The 19,435-nt window shown below is 32.9% G+C and carries 16 protein-coding genes; 4 read left to right on the forward strand and 12 right to left on the reverse strand.

What is annotated here, in order from left to right; translation table 11 throughout:
* Positions 1–4: 4 nt before the first annotated feature.
* A complete protein-coding gene (locus tag ACXJIE_RS06045; RefSeq protein WP_456480072.1) occupies positions 5–1,009 on the reverse strand; it encodes an ABC transporter substrate-binding protein in 1,005 nt (334 codons plus the stop codon).
* A 123-nt stretch (positions 1,010–1,132) separates the two neighbouring features.
* Here ACXJIE_RS06045 and ACXJIE_RS06050 point away from each other — a divergent pair, with 123 nt between their 5' ends.
* Positions 1,133–1,747 (forward strand): hypothetical protein, encoded by a 615-nt coding sequence (locus ACXJIE_RS06050; RefSeq protein ID WP_456480073.1) that lies wholly within the window; start codon positions 1,133–1,135, stop codon positions 1,745–1,747.
* Here ACXJIE_RS06050 and ACXJIE_RS06055 read toward each other — a convergent pair.
* Positions 1,744–4,497 carry a MutS-related protein gene (locus ACXJIE_RS06055; protein WP_456480074.1) on the reverse strand — a complete coding sequence of 918 codons (2,754 nt, stop codon included), beginning with the start codon at positions 4,495–4,497 and terminating at the stop codon, positions 1,744–1,746. The genes ACXJIE_RS06050 and ACXJIE_RS06055 overlap by 4 nt on opposite strands.
* A 47-nt stretch (positions 4,498–4,544) precedes the next feature.
* Between ACXJIE_RS06055 and ACXJIE_RS06060 the strand changes: the two genes are divergently transcribed.
* The 3 genes from ACXJIE_RS06060 to ACXJIE_RS06070 are packed head-to-tail and all read left to right on the forward strand — an operon-like array spanning position 4,545 to position 6,549.
* A complete protein-coding gene (locus ACXJIE_RS06060; protein ID WP_456480075.1) occupies positions 4,545–5,120 on the forward strand; it encodes a MarC family protein in 576 nt (191 codons plus the stop codon).
* 11 nt (positions 5,121–5,131) lie between these two features.
* Positions 5,132–5,404, forward strand: coding sequence for a hypothetical protein (locus tag ACXJIE_RS06065; protein ID WP_456480076.1), 273 nt, complete (start codon positions 5,132–5,134; stop codon positions 5,402–5,404).
* Positions 5,401–6,549, forward strand: a complete 1,149-nt coding sequence (locus ACXJIE_RS06070) for an MFS transporter (protein ID WP_456480077.1) — start codon at positions 5,401–5,403, stop codon at positions 6,547–6,549. The genes ACXJIE_RS06065 and ACXJIE_RS06070 overlap by 4 nt, the downstream gene beginning before the upstream one ends.
* Here the strand turns inward: ACXJIE_RS06070 and ACXJIE_RS06075 are convergent.
* The 10 genes from ACXJIE_RS06075 to ACXJIE_RS06120 form a co-directional block, all read right to left on the reverse strand.
* Positions 6,541–7,434: a Fic family protein gene (locus tag ACXJIE_RS06075; protein WP_456480078.1), complete on the reverse strand. Its 894-nt coding sequence runs from the start codon at positions 7,432–7,434 to the stop codon at positions 6,541–6,543. The two genes, ACXJIE_RS06070 and ACXJIE_RS06075, sit on opposite strands and share 9 nt — an antisense overlap.
* A gap of 87 nt (positions 7,435–7,521) precedes the next feature.
* Positions 7,522–8,382, reverse strand: a complete 861-nt coding sequence (locus ACXJIE_RS06080; RefSeq protein ID WP_456480079.1) for a N5-glutamine methyltransferase family protein — start codon at positions 8,380–8,382, stop codon at positions 7,522–7,524.
* A complete protein-coding gene (locus ACXJIE_RS06085; RefSeq protein WP_456480080.1) occupies positions 8,379–9,119 on the reverse strand; it encodes a Wadjet anti-phage system protein JetD domain-containing protein in 741 nt (246 codons plus the stop codon). The genes ACXJIE_RS06080 and ACXJIE_RS06085 overlap by 4 nt, the downstream gene beginning before the upstream one ends.
* Positions 9,088–10,281: an McrC family protein gene (locus tag ACXJIE_RS06090; RefSeq protein WP_456480081.1), complete on the reverse strand. Its 1,194-nt coding sequence runs from the start codon at positions 10,279–10,281 to the stop codon at positions 9,088–9,090. Before ACXJIE_RS06090 ends, ACXJIE_RS06085 begins: the two co-directional genes overlap by 32 nt.
* On the reverse strand, positions 10,268–12,223 hold the full coding sequence (locus ACXJIE_RS06095; RefSeq protein ID WP_456480082.1) for an McrB family protein: 1,956 nt from the start codon (positions 12,221–12,223) through the stop codon (positions 10,268–10,270). Before ACXJIE_RS06095 ends, ACXJIE_RS06090 begins: the two co-directional genes overlap by 14 nt.
* A 293-nt stretch (positions 12,224–12,516) precedes the next feature.
* A complete protein-coding gene (locus ACXJIE_RS06100; RefSeq protein WP_456480083.1) occupies positions 12,517–16,071 on the reverse strand; it encodes an ATP-binding protein in 3,555 nt (1,184 codons plus the stop codon).
* On the reverse strand, positions 16,064–16,585 hold the full coding sequence (locus ACXJIE_RS06105; RefSeq protein WP_456480084.1) for a condensin complex protein MksE: 522 nt from the start codon (positions 16,583–16,585) through the stop codon (positions 16,064–16,066). Before ACXJIE_RS06105 ends, ACXJIE_RS06100 begins: the two co-directional genes overlap by 8 nt.
* Complete coding sequence (locus ACXJIE_RS06110; RefSeq protein ID WP_456480085.1) at positions 16,573–17,622, reverse strand: hypothetical protein; 1,050 nt, start codon at positions 17,620–17,622, stop codon at positions 16,573–16,575. Before ACXJIE_RS06110 ends, ACXJIE_RS06105 begins: the two co-directional genes overlap by 13 nt.
* A 49-nt stretch (positions 17,623–17,671) precedes the next feature.
* Positions 17,672–18,331: an SDR family NAD(P)-dependent oxidoreductase gene (locus tag ACXJIE_RS06115; protein WP_456480086.1), complete on the reverse strand. Its 660-nt coding sequence runs from the start codon at positions 18,329–18,331 to the stop codon at positions 17,672–17,674.
* Positions 18,328–19,435: M48 family metallopeptidase (locus ACXJIE_RS06120; protein ID WP_456480087.1), on the reverse strand; the 1,108-nt coding region annotated here is incomplete at its 5' end. The genes ACXJIE_RS06120 and ACXJIE_RS06115, both read right to left, overlap by 4 nt.

The raw sequence follows: 19,435 nt of genomic DNA on the forward strand, positions 1-19,435 counted from the left end.
CCCTTTAAAACAGTTTTTTAAATCCTCCGAAAAATTCAGCCATCGAATTATAACAAGGTTTGCCCACCAAAAACTTATAAATCTCATCAGTTTTTTGTTTAATATCGATATCTTTGAATTTTCCGGGTGCAAGAACTTTGCCGATATAATATGTATCCGCATAAGCCGTTCCTATATTGGTCATATAATTGTTATAAGGCAGTATCCCGTAAATTTCGTGTGTTTTATATGCTTTGAGATGTTTTATAAAACTATCTTTAATAAATTTCATTCCGCTTTCGTCTATAAAAATCACATCCGGATTAAGCTTAAAAAGCGTTTCTTTATTTATAAAAATCTGTGATTTGGCGTTTGAATTTATTACGTTTTTAACACCTAACATCTCAAAAGGAGGGAATTTAGGCATGGTTGAAGTTATACCGTGAAGTCCTTTGAATGCCACGGCACCGATGTATATTTTTTTATCGGTTTTGAATTTTCTTTTTTTGATATCTTTATCAAGATTCTTAATATACTTTGTTACATCTTCGGCTCTTTTTTGTTTATTAAACACCTCTCCTAATATTTTAATCGAATTAAACAGTTTTTCATTGGCAAACGTCCCGAGCTTCCCGTAACTTATCACCACAACCGGGATGCCTGTTTTTGCCGTTATCATATCGGCTCTGCTTTTTGAAATATATCCGGCGATTATTACGTCGGGTTTTAATGAAATGATTTTTTCAAGGTTAATCTGCACATTCACACCGCCCATTCCGACCACAGGCAGTTTAAGCGGCTCTTTATGTGCGAGTATGTAAGGACGTGCGAAAATAAATTTTTTTTCTCTTTTTTCAATTCCCGCAATTTTGTCTTGTGAGCGGAGATAAACCACCAGCCTCAACGCCCCCGGCCCTACGGCTACAGCCTTTTTAACATTATCAGGAATATTTACGTTTCTGTTTAACGAATCTGTAATAATTTTCGCGTTTAAAATTATCGCTGCTATCAATAAAACAAGTTTTTTCATGTGATAACTCCAAAGAGAGGGATTTTCTAAAAGGGTCATTGAAATGATAACACAAAAACTTAAATTTTTCTTAAATTTTAATTTTTCTTATATAATTTCAGAACAAAACTTTAAAGGAATAAAATGAGCTGTGTTTACTGCGACCATTATATCCTGTATAAATTAAAAGACGGCTATTATAAATGCGCCAAATGCAAAAGAAAATTCTCACTGAAAAAAATTGACAGAAAAGCAAAAATACTGTATGCATTCTTATTGGAATACACCCCGAGTCAAATTGCCGAAAAATACGGCTTCGCATACGCCAGCGTCGTAAAAGAAATACAGCATATCAGAGAGGTTATGGCAAAGATCTGCGAAGACGAGTTTTTGAAAAAAAATGAAATTACGGAATTTGACGAATATCTTTATATCCCGAAAACCAACAAAAAAGATATAAAATCAATATATAAAGCCCAAAATTTCCTGACAATTGATTACGGAGGCAAAATATACAACATATTACTTAACGATATGAAAGTGTATGAAAATATGGACCCGGAAGAAATCAAAAAACTGCTTCGCCAAAGCCATATAATCAAAATCAAACAAAACATAAACATACCAATGTTTTGGGAATATTTTGAAAATTTTATTACAAAATTCAAAGGCATAAAAAAAGATAAATTTTTTTACTACCTTAAAGAAGCGGAATTCAGGTTTAATAAATTCAAAATAGAGGTCAAAGACATCGTCTAATCCGCCTCTTCAAAATGCAGTTCAATCCCTTTGCTTGTAGTAACAAACCCGGTTATTCTTATTTTTCCTTCATGAACCATTTTATGGTGTTTTTTGCATAAAGGTATGAGGTTGTATTTGTGATGTACCGGCATATGATTAATAAAGCCCTCTTTCGCCTTTTCTTTTTCCTTTATATGATGAACGTCTTCCACCGGCTTGCCGCATATCGCACATGTGGTGACAAAAAGGTTTTTGTTGTATCTGCTTTTTTTCTTTTTCAAAAGAAGCTCGATTTCACTGTATTCGTCGGTTAGTTTTTTACGTATGTTTTCAGCAAGTTTGATAAACTCTTTGTCCATATAGATCGATTTTGCAAATTCAAGCCCGTAAACACTGCTTCCGCTTCCGTCTTTCAGTTTTCTGTCGTATACGAGTTTCTCCCCGTCAAACCACACTTCAAGATGTTTTGCCACAACATTTGAGAGGTTTTTGACTTCATCTATATCCATAAGCTGATGTAGGTGTGTGGCAAAGAGAAAGTTTATTTTTCTTTTTGCAAGTTTGATAACGGCACTCGCCACAATGGCAAGGGCTGAAGTGGTTTCCGTACCGTGCGCTATTTCGTCACCAAGTACTAAAGAATTTTCGTTTGCTCGGTTGAATATGTTTTTAAGCTCAAGCATCTCAACCGCAAAGGTTGAGAGCCCCTTGCTTAAATTATCACTCGCCTCAATTCTTGTAAATATCGCATTATACGGACTGAATTCCATCTCGCTTGCAGGCACAAAAAAGCCCGCCTGAGCCAAAAACACCGCAATTCCGACACTTTTCATAAGCGAGCTTTTACCCGAGCTGTTGATTCCGTATAAAAGCATTCCGTCGTATTCGTTAAAATCGATATCATTAGGAACATAAACGCCGTTTTCCTGGTTTATTTCAATAAGCGGATGCCTTAAGTTTTTAAACCTTGCCTTAACGTTTTTGATTTTAGGTTTTGTGTAGTTGTACTCTTTTGCAATCTTTGCACTGCTGAGTGCCACGTCTATTTTTGCGATTTCATCGGAAAGGGAATTAAGAAAATCAAACTCCCTTTCAATCTCCTTAAGTTTTTTAATAAAAAGTTTGGTTGTTTTTTTTATGATTTTGTTTTGAAGTGCGATTATTTTATCGCTGATCTCTTCAATTTTGTCACCGCTGATTTTCACGCTGTTGGTAAGTTGTTTAATCCTCAAATCGTCAAAAAAGAGTTTCCCCCCGTCTATATCTATAAACGTTTCATGAAACTTCTCTTTTATCATATTGAATCTGTTTTTGGTAAGCGTAAAATAAAAGCCTTCCTTATCAAGCTGGTTTATCTCAACTTTAACATCCCCCAGGCTTTCTATTTTTTTCTTAATGCTCAAAAGATCTTTATAATATTTCTCTTTTTCATCAATAAGCTCGTCAAGCGCCTTGTCCACACCCCTTTTAAAAAAACTCTCCTTTATATCTTCAAGTTTTACGTTTATTTTGTCAAGCTCGAAATTTCTCTTTATATAATCACTGAAATTATCGATTTTTGTTGTTCTTTTTTTGAGTTTGATGTAAATTTCGCTTATCGCCTCAAGGGATGTCAGCAGGAAACTCAGCTCAAACGGGTGGAGTTTTTTAAGTTTTATTTTCCTGTCAATCTTTTCAAGGTCGTATATATCCCTTAAAAGCGGTTCAAACTCTTTATAACGGTTAAGCATAAAGCTGACGGATTTGTATCGCTTTTCAAGCTCGTTTTCATCACGGATTGGGTTAAAAAGCCTCTCTTTTATAAGCCTTTTACCCATGGCGGTTTTTGTTTTGTCTATAAGTTTTAAAACTTTATAAATTTCAAGCTGTTTAATAGGATTGTTACCGAGATAGACGAATTTTTCATCTTCAATCAAAACAGGCTCTTTTAATTTTGTAAGAAGTTCTTTATTGTGTGCTATTACAAATTCAAGCAGTATTCCCAAAGACTCCGTCACCAAAGGGAATTTTTCAAAATTCATAACTTCAATGGGGCTAAGAAGACTCTGAATGTTGTAAACCCTTTTAAATATTTCATTCTGATAACTTATATCCATTCTTGTGCGGTTTATTATAATATTTTTACCGTCAAGCTCCAAATAATTTACAATTTCGTCACACTCTACGTTTTTAAGCGTGAGGATAATTTCATTTGACTTATACGTCTGAAGAAGCCTGAAAAGCTCATCCAAAGCAAAAGTCGGGTCGTCTTTTGTGGAATAGTTTTCGTAAACATAGCTTTTTCCCGTTGTAACGTCCACGTTTGCAAACCCCACATGATATGCAGAATATTTTTCAACAATTATAGAAGTTACGTAATTTTCAGGTGTTTTGTTGTATTCAAGATTGACCCCCGGGGATATTATTTCACTTAGAAACCTCTTTACATTCGGAGGCGTTCCTTTTTGTTTTATAAGTATGATTGTATATTTGTTCTCTTCAATCAGTTTCTCAAGATATCGATCAAGTGCATGATTCGGAAATCCTGCCATAAGAGGGTTTTTAACGTCTATTTCAGGGATGGATTTGTTTTTTTTGGTTAACTGTATGTTTAATACATTCGCTATTTCCCTGGCCTTTCCCACGCCTTCGGCCTCATACGTTTCAAAAAATGTTCCGACTTCTATTAATACAACTGCGTTCGGATAAATAGAATCGTAATATTTTTGCAGATCAAAGTATATTTCGGTTAAGAGCTTTTTTGAAGAGAGGAGTTTATTGATATCCATATCAGCCTTTTTTGTGTATAATTATACACTAATTTTAAAGGCGGATTATGGATATTTTGCATATTGCCATAACACTTTTTCTTATTATGGATCCGTTCGGAAACTTCCCGGTAATACTCTCACTGCTTAAAGACTATAACGACAAAGAAAAACTACAGATTATTATAAGAGAGCTTTTTTTTGCGTTTGTGGTTATTTTTCTTTTTATATTCTTCGGCAAAAACATTATGAACTTTTTGGGACTCAGGGAAGAGTCCATTTCCATAGCCGGAGGGATAATTCTTTTTTTAATCGCACTTAAAATGATTTTCCCGAGCAGTGAGCCGATGTTCGGAAAAGAAAACGAACTCTACCTCGTCCCAATAGCAATTCCGATGATTGCAGGACCTTCACTCCTGGCCACACTCATTTTATTTTCATCACAGTACGGTATTTCCGAGGTTTTGGGAGCTTCTCTAATTTCATGGACATTAAGTGCGTTAATTATTATACTTTCACTCAAATTTTCCAAAATCATCCCAAACCGTGTTTTCAGTGCGGTTGAAAAACTTATGGGTATGCTTTTAATTTCACTCTCCGTCCAGATGTTATTGGACGGAATTGCCAAATATTTACATTTTTAAGGAGATACAAAATGAAAAAACTGATCATTTTTGCACTTATTGCAACTTTTTCATTTGCTTTTAACTGGAACAGTTTAGTAGGAGTATTTAAAAAAACAGTCAACACCCTAAGCTACACAATAGAAACAAGCGGAATCAATCCGAGGGTATATGAGTTTGACACCCAGGGATATCCGAAAATGCACTGCGTAGTAGTCTTCAGAGACGACCCGAAAGCCGCACCAGCAATGCAATGCATAGAAACAAAACCGGAATACATCAAACTAAACGAAAAAATCAAATGAAACAGTTTCAAAAATCAAAAGTTTTATTAATTTCGTTCGCACATTTTACACACGATATTTTCTCTGCCCTTTTGGCTCCCATTCTGCCGCTTCTTATTGAAAGGCTCGGTATCAGCCTTACACAGGCGTCTTTTTTGGATATCGCAAGAAAAATTCCTTCACTATTCAATCCTCTTTTAGGTCTTATCGCCGAAAGAAACGACGCCAAATATTTTGTAATCCTAACTCCTTCAATTACCGCGGTATCAATGGGGCTTTTGAGCCTTACCTCTTCTTACGCGGTTGCTTTATTTTTGCTTTTTATCGCAGGAATAAGTGCGGCTTTTTTCCATATTCCAAGCCCAACAATGATAAAAGAATTCTCAGGCAAAGAGAGTGGTAAGGGAATGAGCTATTTTATGGTCGGTGGGGAAAGCGCCAGAACCGTGGGTCCTATACTGGCGGCAGGAGTAATATCCGTCTGGGGGCTGGATGGTATCTGGAAACTTACACCTATCGGAATACTCTCAAGCATTTTTCTATACATTAAACTCAAAGACTACAAAACGACATTTAACGCCAAAAAATTTGAAAAAGGCGAAATAAAAGGCGTTTTAAATAAAGTAAAGCCCTTTTTTACAATGCTTACGATTTTTATTCTTTTCAACTACACTTCAAAATACGCAATATCGCTTTACCTGCCGCTCTTTCTTACACATAATGGCTACAGTGTAGAGAGTGCAAGTATCGCATTTGGAGTACTTCAGGGGTTCGGGATTTTGGGTGCATTTTTTGCGGGAAGATTTTCGGATAAAATCGGAAGGGTAAATATGCTTATAATTTCAAGCGTCGGCTCGGCTCTTTTTTTAATACTTTTTTTACTCTTTTTCAAAAACGCACTTTGGATTTTACTTGCACCTCTTGGATTTTTCCTTTTTACATCATCACCGGTTTTATTGGCGTTTGTACATGATCTCAAAACGGACAAACCTACATTTGTCAATAGCATCTATATGGGAATAAACTTCGGAGTAAGCTCCGTTATAGTCTATCTTGTAGGACTTATGGGGGAAAAGATTGGTCTGTTTAAAACATTTGAAATTACGGTTGTTTTAACGCTTGCTTCTACAATTGCCCTACCAAAACTCAAAAAATATTTAAACTAATCTTTTTCTCATCTCTTCTATCGCACTTGCCAAGAAAAAACTCAAAGTCAAAATATCACCTTCTTTTTGTGCTTTTTCAAGCGTAATATAATACAAAGATTTGTTTTGGTTGTTTATAAGCGGCGGTAAAATATTTAGTTTTACAAACTGATGAACCATTATAAGCCTACCTATTCTTCCGTTTCCATCTCCAAAAGGGTGAATAAGCTCAAAATGTTCGTGAGCCTTTGCAATATCGTATATATTGTTTACGTTTGAATATAATTTAACCCAATATTCCATCTCTTCTTCTATGTCTTCTGGCAACGTAAGAGTTATATCACTGTTTTTAATTTTACGAATATATTTTGAATATTCTCCCGCATCATCCCTGATACCTGAAAAAAGTACAAAATGCCAGTTTTTTATCAAATCTGTCGTTAATTTTGTTATTTTTCCTTCTATTGTGTCTTTAATGATTTTTTTGGTTAAAAACGCCAAATTATTCATTTCTAAAAATTTTCTTTTTTCGATATCTTTTTGGACGTAATTTCCTTCAATTACCCTTTCAAACTCTTCTTTGTTTGCGTTAATTACCTCAATTTCATAAGAGCCGTACGCTTGGATTTTGCTTACTTCTTCAATCAAATCAATAGATCCCAAAAGTTTTTTATCATCATACGATAAGACCTTTTTTATATACTTTTCCACTTCGTCTTTTTTTAAATTTGGAATGTATATATATTTGTTATACAAAACATCAATCTTAAACTTATTCTCATTACTAATATTTCCACCATCACGCCAATTGAGTATACTCATTCTACTTACGTCAAGAGCCTCTGCCAGTTTTGTGGAGTATTTGAAGTGTTCAAGAAGTTTTTCTATCTTTTTTACATAATCCAAACGCAAACCTTTTATCCATATTTATACATTTATTATACATAATTTATCAAAAAGTGTAAAGCATATAGGTAAATTTACAGATTTAGTTTACACAAACCATATCTCAACCCCTCTTATATTCCCCGCCAAATCGTTAAAAAACTCAAAACTTTCAGCCTTGTCTTTTAAAAATTCACTTAAAAGATCTTTTTGGTTATACCCTATTTCTATTACCGCGGCTTTGTATTTCAGATCTTTTACTTTAAGGATAAGCTCCTTTACTATATCCAGCCCGTCATCCCCTCCGTAAAATGCTAAATCCGGCTCATAAACATTTGGTTTTTTCCAGCTGTTTTCCACATACGGCGGGTTTGAGACTAAAATATCGGCTTTTATAAACCCGTTTTCAATTTCAAATCCGAATTTTTCAATTTCATTTATATTTATTATCTCATTCTGTTCTATTTCCTCTTGATTTAAACTGCTTTTTATAGACAACAAATCCGCTTTTACAACTTTAACTTTATTATCCGCCCCGCTTAACATAATATTTTTTCTGCATACTTCTATCGCCGTATCGCTTATATCAGTCGCGATTACTTTGGCATTTGTATGCTTGGCAATTTCTATTGCTATCACTCCGCTTCCCGTACAGCAGTCAACAACCATACATTCATTTTCCATTTTCCATTTTCCATTGATTAATTGTATCGCTCTTTCCACCACCACTTCCGTATCATCCCTTGGAATCAGCACACCCTCTTTTATATAAAACCTGTCCCCGTAAAACCATACTTCTTCAAATATATACTCAATAGGATACCCCGATTTTAATTTTTCCAAAATCTGAGTCGCCTCTTTCGGTACTTTCATATTATCATTCAAATATATCCATGTTTTATCTTTATTTAAAACTTTTTCAAGTATGTAACTTCCGTTTGTCTCTTTTATAAAATCTTTTATTTTCATTTATTAAGTACCTCCTGCTCTACAACCGCCGCGTGTTTTTTTATCAGTTTATAAACCTCATCAACTTTTTTCACTTTATCCTCGATAAATCTCTGTTTCAAATACAAATCTTGATTCGGATGTTTTTTAAAAAGCTCTTCCAAATTATCCGGAATAAAAAACTCCTTACTCTTACATTCAAGCACATCAAAAATCATCATTCCGAAAAAATCAAAATCCCCGAAAAACAAAACATCCTTATCTTTCAAAAACTCCGCCGTTTTTTTATTGCTGTATCCTCCAAGATATATAAAATCCACTTCTTCAAACCACTCAAAATCAATCCTCAAAAAACTTTCATAATTCTCAACCACAACAACTCTTCCGTTAATCTCCGGCTTAAAAGCGTCATAAAAAATTTGAGGAAGAGAGTCTCTTTTTCTGTGAATTATTGTGATATCACTTGTATGCAGATTTTTGGCTTTTGTATTCTTATAAACCAACGCAAGATCTTTTTTACTCTCATATTCCCCGTATTTTTCAAACCCACATCCGAGATAATTTTTTATAAATCTTTCAAAAATCCCCTCATCTTTTATAACAGCCTCTTTCCCCTCAAATTTTAAAAAATACCTTAATAAATCCTCCCTGTCGGCAAATTCATACGCCTTTTTTAAAATATCTCTTCTGTCTTTGGCGTTTTTTACACTGCCGCTTTTTATTTCTTTAATTATACGGTAAAACCTGTCCTCTCTCATTCAAAATCCTATTTACCTCTTTTTTACAATCCCTTAAATCGAAAAATACGATTTTTAATTTATACTCTTCTTCAAATCCGAGTTCCTTATCTTTTGTTTCATAAATTTTAGGAAAAATAAGCGTTACTTCTTTTGAATCATATTTTTTAGCATACGCAAACATCTGATAAAAATCGCTTCCCGAAATATCTCCTAAAGACTCAATTATTTTCCACTTGGTATCGAAAATCTTATTTTCAAAAACTATATCCGGAATAAGCCCGTATATCTTTTCCACATCAAAAAGATGAAATTTTTTATGCTGAAGTTTCACTTCTTTTGAAAACTTCTTAAAACAGCACCCCACAAAACTTTCAAACAGCTTATTCATATCAAAAAGCACGGCAAAAGAAACACTGCTTCCCTTATACGGCGTATAAGATTTATCGTCAAGAAAAATTTTGCATATTTCTATTACGTTTTCATAATATTTTTTGCTTTTGTCTATATGAATCTTTTTTAATTCACTCAAACTTTTAATCTCCCCCACACCATCAAAAACAAACAAAAACTCTCTTATTCGTTTTTGATTCTCAAAATTTTTTGAGAGTTTATTTATTCTTCTAAGAGCGCTTTTAATTACTCTATTTTCTAAGATGTCCTCAATATATTCGTCATATTCTACAAAAAACCTCTCTTTATGAACGAAATTTCTCTTGATATGCTCGTTTATTAACAGTTTGCCTTTTAAAAATTTTTGATTATCCCTCCGGGAAATATAATCTCTTTTTATCCCCTTTTTTATCAGTTTATCAAGTTCTTTTAGGAAAAAAGAGATAAAAATTTCCAAAAGCGGCATTTTGCCGGTTTTTAGATTTGCGGTTGAAATGTTTTTGAAAGGATGGTGTTTGAGTGTTTTTATCATTTCAATTAATATTTTTTTACTTTCTTCATAATCGTTACCAACCGAAATTTTAGGCAGTATCTCAAACACAAATCCGCTTTTTGTTTGGATAATCCCCACATAGTTTTGAGACTTTAAAACCCCTTTTTTAGAATACGCCAAAATTTGAGTCGTTTGTGCTATATCTTCAAGCTCTTTGAAATATTTATTATCTATTTCGTTTTTTGATATTTTTTCGTATTCTATTACCTGAAAATGTTTATTACTAAGCCTCAACATCGTATATTTTTATATAGTTTTCTTTATCGTTAAAAGCGTCATCATTAATCTTATATACTCTTTTTTCTTCATCCGTTTCCAAATTACCGATATATTTGAACTCTTTTTCTTTTATAAATCTGTTATCATTTAAAACAAGCCTTATTTTCTCCCAGTCGTCATAAAAATATTCGGCTAAAAGCGGAATTATTTTGTTTTTAAATATATTTTGAAGATCTTCAAAAGTCTCAATACTTATAAAATAAGCGTGTCCGATTGTATGGTCTCTGTCGTATAAAAATTCAATTCTTTCATTCATAGCTTTTAGCATTTCGGCAATATTTATATCGTTAATATCCTCCGGCAAATCATCATATCCAGGCATCATTTCAACAAACTCAAACCTACGTCTTAAAGCCGTATCCATTAAAGCGATACTCCTGTCAGCAGTATTCATCGTCCCGATTATATACAAATTCTTCGGCACCCCGAAAGGCTCTTTACTGTAAGGAAGTTTTACTTTTATCTCTTCAGAGTTCCCAAGCCTCTTATCTTCTTCTATTAAGGTTATAAGCTCACCAAAAATTTTAGAAATATTCCCGCGGTTTATTTCATCTATTATGAGGATGTAGTTTTTATCTTTATTGTCTGTAATAATCAATCCTAAATTTTTTAAATAATATCCTACAGATTCAAAATAACTTTGATAATAACCCATTTTTTCATTTTTAAAAATTAATTTATATAAATTTTCTTTTGTCAAAACACCATTTTGCTGAAAATTTTTTCCAGTTAAAAGTGATAAATTACCATTTGAATTAACTTTTACCTTAAAAATTTTACCTGTTTTAGTTTTAAATTCCTTTTCATTATCACCAATTTCTTCTAATAATTTGGCATATACATCATCAAAATTATTACTTTTCATAGCCCTTTCACAAATAATTTTAAAAATTCCGTCTTCGATTTTATATTTAATATCTTCACTTTCTAAATCCGGCTTAAGCCCTTCCACAAACTCTTCATAACTGAAACTTTGATGAAAAGTTATAAATTCAATTTGACCCTTACTTTTATACTCTTCAAATTTTTCTCTTAATTTTTCCCTCTCTTCATTAGTAATTTTATCTTTATTTAAAATATCTTTAATTTCTCCCAAATCCTCTTTTTCCCCTATTATCCTCAAAGCCCTCTCAATCACACTGTAAGTCTTCCCCGTCCCCGGAGGTCCGTATAGGATTTGATTGAGGGGAAGTCTTTTTTGTTGATTATTTATTGTCATTTTGCTTTCCTTTTTTGATACATTATCAAAATTATCATCTGTATTGTTTTCAACAATAAATCTAATTTTTTTATTTTTATAGTCATCTAAAAGTATATCTTTATCTTTTAAATACTTTAAAAAACTTTCTCCATCTCTTTGACTTCTTGTTCTGCCATCACTATATATACTTCCTCCTCCTATTTGACTACAAAAACGAATATCATTTCCATTAATTTTATATATTTTCCGCCAATATCTATCATTTAAATCTTCCTCATTTATTTTACTAACAGTTTTTATAAAAGGATAAGGTATTGTTTCAATAACTTTTTTAGAATATTCTTTATTTTGCAATCTTACTAACTCGTCAGGATGACTTTCGCAATATTCAATAATTTTTGGTATATGTTCTTTAACAAACTCCCCTGCTTTCTTTTTTATAAATATTTCAAATCCTAATTTTTCTAAATATTCTCTCATATATTCATTGCTCTTAAAATCTCTAATTTCATTTTCTGAAGCTCCATTTTTTATAAGTGCTTTTTTACATAAATCTTTTGCAGGATAAAAACTATTTTCATGCATTAAATCATATATTTTTGATTCATTTCCACCTTCTCTTTTATATTGTTCAATAGCTTCTATAATATCTTTTTCTGTAATATTATACTTTTCACAAATTTCAATTTTCTTTTTCAAAACATTTACTCCTTGTTTACTCAATGGATAATTTCTTCCATATACTCAAAATGTAATCTAAAAGCATTTTTAATATTTTCACATTTTGTAGGAAAATCATTGCATAAATTTCTATATTTAATTTTATTTAAAAATTCTTGTTTTTCTTCAATTTATCTCTTTCTTAAATTATATCACTAATTATTTTAATTTTATTTTTATACTCATTTTTTCTTAATGTATCTATTTTAATTTTTATATCCTTCCACATTCCAAAAGCAATATTATCATTTTTCATTCTCCATTTTCCATTCTCAATTTATCCTAACCCCCTCTTCTCCGATAAGTCTTACAACTTCAAACTCACCGCCTACGTTTCTGAATTTGTATATATCGATATCTTCAACCTCAACAAGAGGCAGGTCGGGAGTTACGTAAATAACACCAAGCCCTCTTTCGTTTACGTATTCTTTCAAAAGTTTCTGGTTTTTGGTAGATAAAACGCTTACCTCATCAAGTATCAAAAAAAGTGAGGCTTTTTCTTTTATGAAAAGCTCAAGCAGACTCACCGCAATTGCGATTTTTAGCAAAATAGATCCACCCGTTGAGCTTTCATTTTTGATGAGTTTCAGGGTGTTTTCTTTCTCGTTTTCAATAAACCTGACATTTATATCGACCACATCAATCAAGGTAAAACTTTCGCTTTTGACTTCTTTTTTAATAATATTAAACAGATCCTCTATTTTTCTGAGTCTTCTGTCACTCTCGGCTTTGTCAAAAAACAGACTCTCTTCACTTTCAAGCAGTATTACAAGATCCTGAATATTGTCTTTTATTTCATCAAAAATTTTTAAAATGTTTCTTTTAGTTTCTTCAATTTCAATTTTAATGCCTCTTATTATCCCGAAATCGACTTTGCTTAAATTTGCGTTGATTCTTTTTACCTGTTTTAAAAAATCTTCCTTCGCCCCTTCGAAATTATCGAGTTTTTTATCCAAAATCCCGCCGATTAAGTTTTTAAGCCCTTTCAAACGGGTTTTATTTAAAAGTTCGAATTTTTTATCTTTAAAAATATATAGTTCATCCACTTTTTCTATTTCTTCATCCACGAGATTTGCAAGGTTTTCAAGATTGAAATTCACTTCAAGCCCGTCTATCACAAAACGGCTTAAAGCTATTTTTATATTATTCGCCACATCGGTCAAATCTCTTTTTTTGTCTTTAAACTCCCCTTCTTTTCTTTTGTGCTCGTCCGCAAGCATACTTAAATATTCGTCGGTTTCGATTTTATCTTCGGGAAGTTTCATTGAAGAGACCTTTTTGAGTCCCTCTTTTACCACCTCAAGTTCCCGGTTTTTTTCATTCAGTTTTTTTTCTATTTCGGAGAATTTTCCGTTCAGTTTTCTTTCAAGAAACAAATAAAACTCGTCAATCCTACTTTCATATTCCCTGAATTTTAAAAGCTCTCTTTTAAATTTCTCTTCATTCTCCACAAAGCCTCTTTTTTCCTCCCATTCTTTTAAAAACATCTCGGCGTCTTCTATTTTCGCAAGATATTTTTTAACATCGGATATTTCCGCGTTTAGTTCCTCAACCCTTTCGTCTTTTGAAATTTTATTTTTTTTGATGTTAAGCTCGTTAATTTTGCCGTTTATTTCATCCGCTTTTCGTTTGAACTCTTCTTCAAGGCTTTTTTTGATTTTTTGAAATTCCCTCTCTTTTTGTCTGTTTAACTCCTCTTTTTTCGCCGAAAGTTCTTTTTTTAGCTGCTTTATGTTTCTTTTTATCCGAGATATTTTTTCGTTAAGGGATTTTATCTCTTCCGCTTTTTTGTTTATATTGATTTTTATCAGTTTTATTTCTTCTTCTTTTAACGAATTTAATCTTTTAAGCTCTTCTTTTAATTTTTCGTTCACTTTATCCGTTTCATTATCGATTAAATTTATTTCCTTTTCCGTTTGTTTTATTTTCTCCTCGTTCAGTTCGATTTTGGATGTCGTTTCTATCTCTTTTGCTTTAAATTCCTTTTCAAGAATGGCAAGTTTGTTCTCAAGCTCTTTAATAAGCGATTCTTTATTTATTTTCAGCTTTTCAACGGCTTCCTCGGCCTCTTTCATCGTAGGTACGGACTTTAGTCTGCTTTTGTCAAGCTCTATTCCGAAAACCCTCTCACTCACCACTTTAGGACGCAAATCCTCCACATTCATTCCCAGAAGATTTTCATCCATTACCGGATACAATTCTTCCTCCCAGTTTTCCACATTCTGATTTAGAAAATCTTTAAAAGACCCGGGGTTAGTTTTAAGTATATTTTGATAAAAAACTATTTTTTCATCTATCAGCGAAAGCTCTTTTTGATAATGTTTTTCGGTGTTTTCGATTTTTTCCGAATATTCGTTTTTATCTCTTGCGAGCTCTCTTCTTAACTTTACGATTTCATCCGAAAGTTCGTCTATTACGGTTATAAGTTCTCTTTTTTTGTTTTTGAGGTTATCTTTTTGCAGCTGAAAATTCTCTTTTATTTCCTCCTCTTTTTTTGAAAATCTGAAATTTACATCATTCAGTTCTTTTTGATATTCCCTTTTTTCATCATCTTTTTTTAAAATTTCCTTTTCTATTTCAAAAATTTCGTTTAATAGTTTTTTTTCTTTTTGTGAAAATTCATCCCCTGTTTTTTCAAACTTTTCGAAATATATTTCTTCAAGCTCCCTTTTTTTTCTTATTTCCTCTTCTTTTTGCTTCTCTTTTAAAATCCTTTTTTCCCTTTTGAGTCTGTTTATTTCCTCTTCTATTTCTTCAACCTGATTTTTAATGCCTCTCATAAGCTCGTTAAGGGAAGTTTGAAGCGTTATGAGTTTCTGTACGGTTTCATCTTTTTTCGCGCTCAGGCTCCCGGCGTTTTGAAGGGCCTTTAAATTGAAAGTTTCTTTTAGTTTTTTTATCTCCTCAAGCTTCGCTTCAATTTCGAATATCCTCTTTTCAATGTTTTTTTCTATGTTTTTAATTTTTTCGTGAAACCGTCCCGAAAGCTTTTGTATTTTTCTTTTTCTTTTTTCGAGTTTTCCTATTTTTTCGATAATCTCATCTACGAGTTTTTCCTCTATCTCTTTTTTATAGGCTATTTTTCCGAGAAGTTCCCGAATGTCGTTACGAAGAGTGATAAGGGCGTTTTTATAAATATAAAGTTTTTCTATGTTCGCCGATTGTTCTTTGAATTTTCTGTAAAAAATAAAATACTGCCTGTAATCCATCAGTTCGTTTGCAAATTCTTCATAATTAATCTCGCCCGCTTCCACCCTGTCAAGTGTCGTAAAAATAATCTCCTTTATACTTTTGGCATCAAACACGGCTCTGTTGACGTTAAATATTTTATTGTAAAGATTTATAAAAGTGGCATAATTTCTAACAGTAGTCAGTTTAAAATCAAGTTTTCCGTTATCAAGTCCGTAAATTATCTTTTTATATTCCTCGTTGGTTTGCGGGCGGTATTTAAAAGAAGCTTCATAGGCATAATCAATAACCTCTTTTAAAGAAACGATTTCCTCGCCTTTTAAAACCCTGTTAACGTTAAATTTCTGCCTGCTGAAAATCCTTTTAATATCCCCCGAGCGTTTATACATCAAAACGAAATAATCATCAAATTCATAGACTAAAAACGAGTTGTCGTATTTAAAATAAAAATCCTTAAAACTCTCCTTATTGGGATCGATTCCCAAAGCCTTCACATCGGAATTGTAGTAAAAATGAACAGCCCTGATGGCGGTCGTTTTACCGCTTCCGTTGTCCCCTACGAAAAAAACGTTTTTTTTCCTCAAATCTATTTCGGCAAATCCGAAATTCGCGGCGTTAAAAAAATATATTTTATTCATCCCCGTCTCCTTCGCTTAACGCATCCACTATGTCAAGATAATAATTCAAAGCGTTTAATACGAGATATTCGTCCTTTTCGCTTCTTTTTTCTATTACGAAATTTCTTTCGAGAAGACTGAAAAGTTTATCGGTGATTTCCATCAAATCATCGGTGTCAAAAAGGGTTTTTATTATTTTTTCGTCTTTTTTTGATTCGAATCTTTTTATAAACTCGCTTTTTTTAATTTTATGCCCCTTATCGAGATGAATGAATATTTTTTTAAGCTGGGCTATCGCCAAAACTAACTGTTTGTGTGAATTGAAAAATTTCTCCTCTTCATCCGCTTTTAAATCCTTGCTAATATAAAAATACCCGTTCTCACCTATAAGATAAAGCCCGAGTCTGTTGAGAGTTTTGTTTAAACTCTCATAATTTTCGTCTTCCATAAGCCAAGTCGCTTCTTTTTGAAATTTTGAAGAATTTGCGGAAATTATTATCCCTTTGCTTAAAATATCGAATATCACGCTCTCCATTTCACCACCCTTACATTAAATTCATTATACTCTTTCGTATATACAAGCTGTTTGTCATAATGGTTCATAATATAAACGAAAACCCTTACGCTTTCGTTTAAAAGCCGCCTATCCACCTCTCCAACATATTCTATTATACTTTTAAAGACATCATCGCTTCCTTTTATGCTTTTAATAAGTCCTTTTAAGTCTATAAGATTAATAACCTCCCGAAGGTCTCTTTTTACCGGAGATTTTTTGATTTTTTTCTCTTTTGTGAATTTACCTATTATTTTCCTTACTTTTTCATAATCCACATACGCTCCGTCGGGAACATATTCCAATTTATGCTTGATTACAAACCTTTTCGTTATTAAAAAAGAATCTATTTTACTGTCTTCATTTATAATCATATAGGCCGTTTTAAACAGTTTTTGGTTAAAACGTCTTTTCTTTTCGGTTTGGGAGATAAATTCCCGAAGTCTTTTTAAATAACCGTCTATATTTTGATTGAGACGGATAATGTCAATTATCATATCCTTTATAAATTCCCTGAACTCCGCAAATTTCTTAAAACTTTCGAAAGTATCTACAATCCGGGCGTTTTTGATTATTATCCCCTCAATATCATTTAAGATGTTTTTTCCCTCTTTTATCAAAAACTCCAGCTCGCTTGTTTCATCGTTTTCAAGCTTTTCTATAAGGGATAGAATTCTTTTGTCCCTGTTTTTCATACCCTGATATATTTTATGCAAAAGCCTGAAAACAAGTTCTTTGACAAATGAAGTTTTATTAATGGTATATTCTTCTTTGAGTTCCAAAAGTTTTTTGAGTTCTTTGTCGAAATCTTCGGCAATATAACTGAAATCAGCCCTTGCAAGCAGCGTATCCACAAAAGCAAAATAAATTTCATTAAGATAATAATATCCCCCCACTTTATTAAAAAGCCCTATTTCAACAAGTTCGCCGGGGACGGAGATTAATTTTTTCTGCTTGTAGGCTTCATCCAAAAGCTTTCTGTTACGGCAAAGAAGGGTTAACAGTTCTATATGCTTCATCGCTTCTCCTGCAAAAAATAAGCGCAATTATAACATCTGAAAAAGGGAATTAAACCAGCCTCACATCCACAAAACTGCCGTTTTCAAATTCGTCAAGCCTTTCAAGCGTTCTAACAATTCTTTTAACTCCTTCTTCTAGACTAACACGTCCGGCTCCGACCCTGTCAAGGCTTGGAAATTTGGAATGATCACCGCTTATTACCTTTTCGACCATATCGGTATCAATAACTCCGGGAGCCAAAGCGTAAATTTTAGAATCTATCTCTTTTGAATAAATGCTTACCATCATATTTACCGCACATTTGCTAAGGCTGTACCCTCCCCAGCCCGGGTTTCCGTTTACGGCCGCACCGCTGCTCATAACAACTATTTTTTCAGTAAAAGGAGCAAGTTCGTCTATCAAAACCTTATTAGCCCAAACATTTATATCGAAAATATTTTGAAGTTCTTTAACACTCCAGTGCTTCATCTCTTTAATCTCACCCAAAATTCCCGCATTTAAAATAGCCAAATCAAGCTTTTCAACTTCAAGAGATTCTACGGCGTGAGGAATTTTCTCATACGCACCCACATCCAGCCTGTAAAACCTAACCGCATCGTCAAAAGGATTTTTTCTGCCTATTGCAAAAACTTCATCCCCGTTTTCAATGTAATATTTCGCAAGTCCGTATCCGATTCCTCTGCTGATGCCTGTAATTAATACTTTCATTTTTCATTCTCCAGCTTTTCAAGTCTTTCCAAAATAGGAGGGTGTGAGTAGTAAATAAACGAATAAAGTCTGCTGACTCTCGGAAAATGTTTATTTTCGCTTACGAGTTTTTTAAGCGCGCTTGCAAGGTCTTTTTTGCTTACAAGCTCACTTCCCGTTTCATCTGCGGCAAATTCGTTGCGTCTGCTGATAAGATTTACAAACGGCTGTAATACAAAGAAAATCACTTCACTGAAAAGCAGTGCCAAAATTATTATATTCGCTCCGGTTTTAGGCACCATAAGCTCTTTAAAAAGAGTATCGGGCAGATTACCAAATATAGCAAACAATACAAAAAGCATCACACCTACAACAGCAATGTTTTTTAATATATCCTTATGCTTAAAATGCCCGAGTTCGTGCCCAAGCACTGCCAAAATTTCATCTTTGGAAAGTTTTTTAAGCAAAGTATCAAATAATACTACCCTTTTTGTATTTCCAAATCCCGCAAAATACGCGTTTAACCTCGTATCCCTTTTGCTTGCGTCCATTACATATATACCGCTGCTTTTAAACCCAACTTTTCCCATCATATCCTCAATAGCGTCTTTAAGCTCTTCGTCTTCAAGAGGAGTAAATTTGTTAAACATCTGTGCAAAAAACGGATATAAAAGATTAATCATAATAACAACACCGAACGTAAATACAAACCCGTACAGCCACCAGTTTTGAAAATTTTCAATAAAATAAATGAGTCCCGCAAAAAATGCTCCTCCGAAGATTATAAATAAAAAGATCTTTTTAATTTCATCAACAAAAAACATACTCCAGGGTGCAATATTAAAACCGAATCTTTTATCGATATGCTTTTCCCAGATATTAATAGGTAAAGTCAAAATATAATTTATTGCAAAAAAGGCTAAAAGTATTTCAAGCTCGCTAAAAAGAGAATTACTTTTGTAAAGTAAAAAATTAATTATAAAAAGACCTCCGCTAAGCCAGAATACAACAAAAAACAGTGAAATCAATGCGTTAAAAATATTAAGTGTATGTTTATATATGGAATATATCGCAGCGTCTTTATATGTTTCCACATCCATTAATACGGCACCTAAACCGAAAACG

Source organism: Nautilia sp., assembly GCF_053994455.1.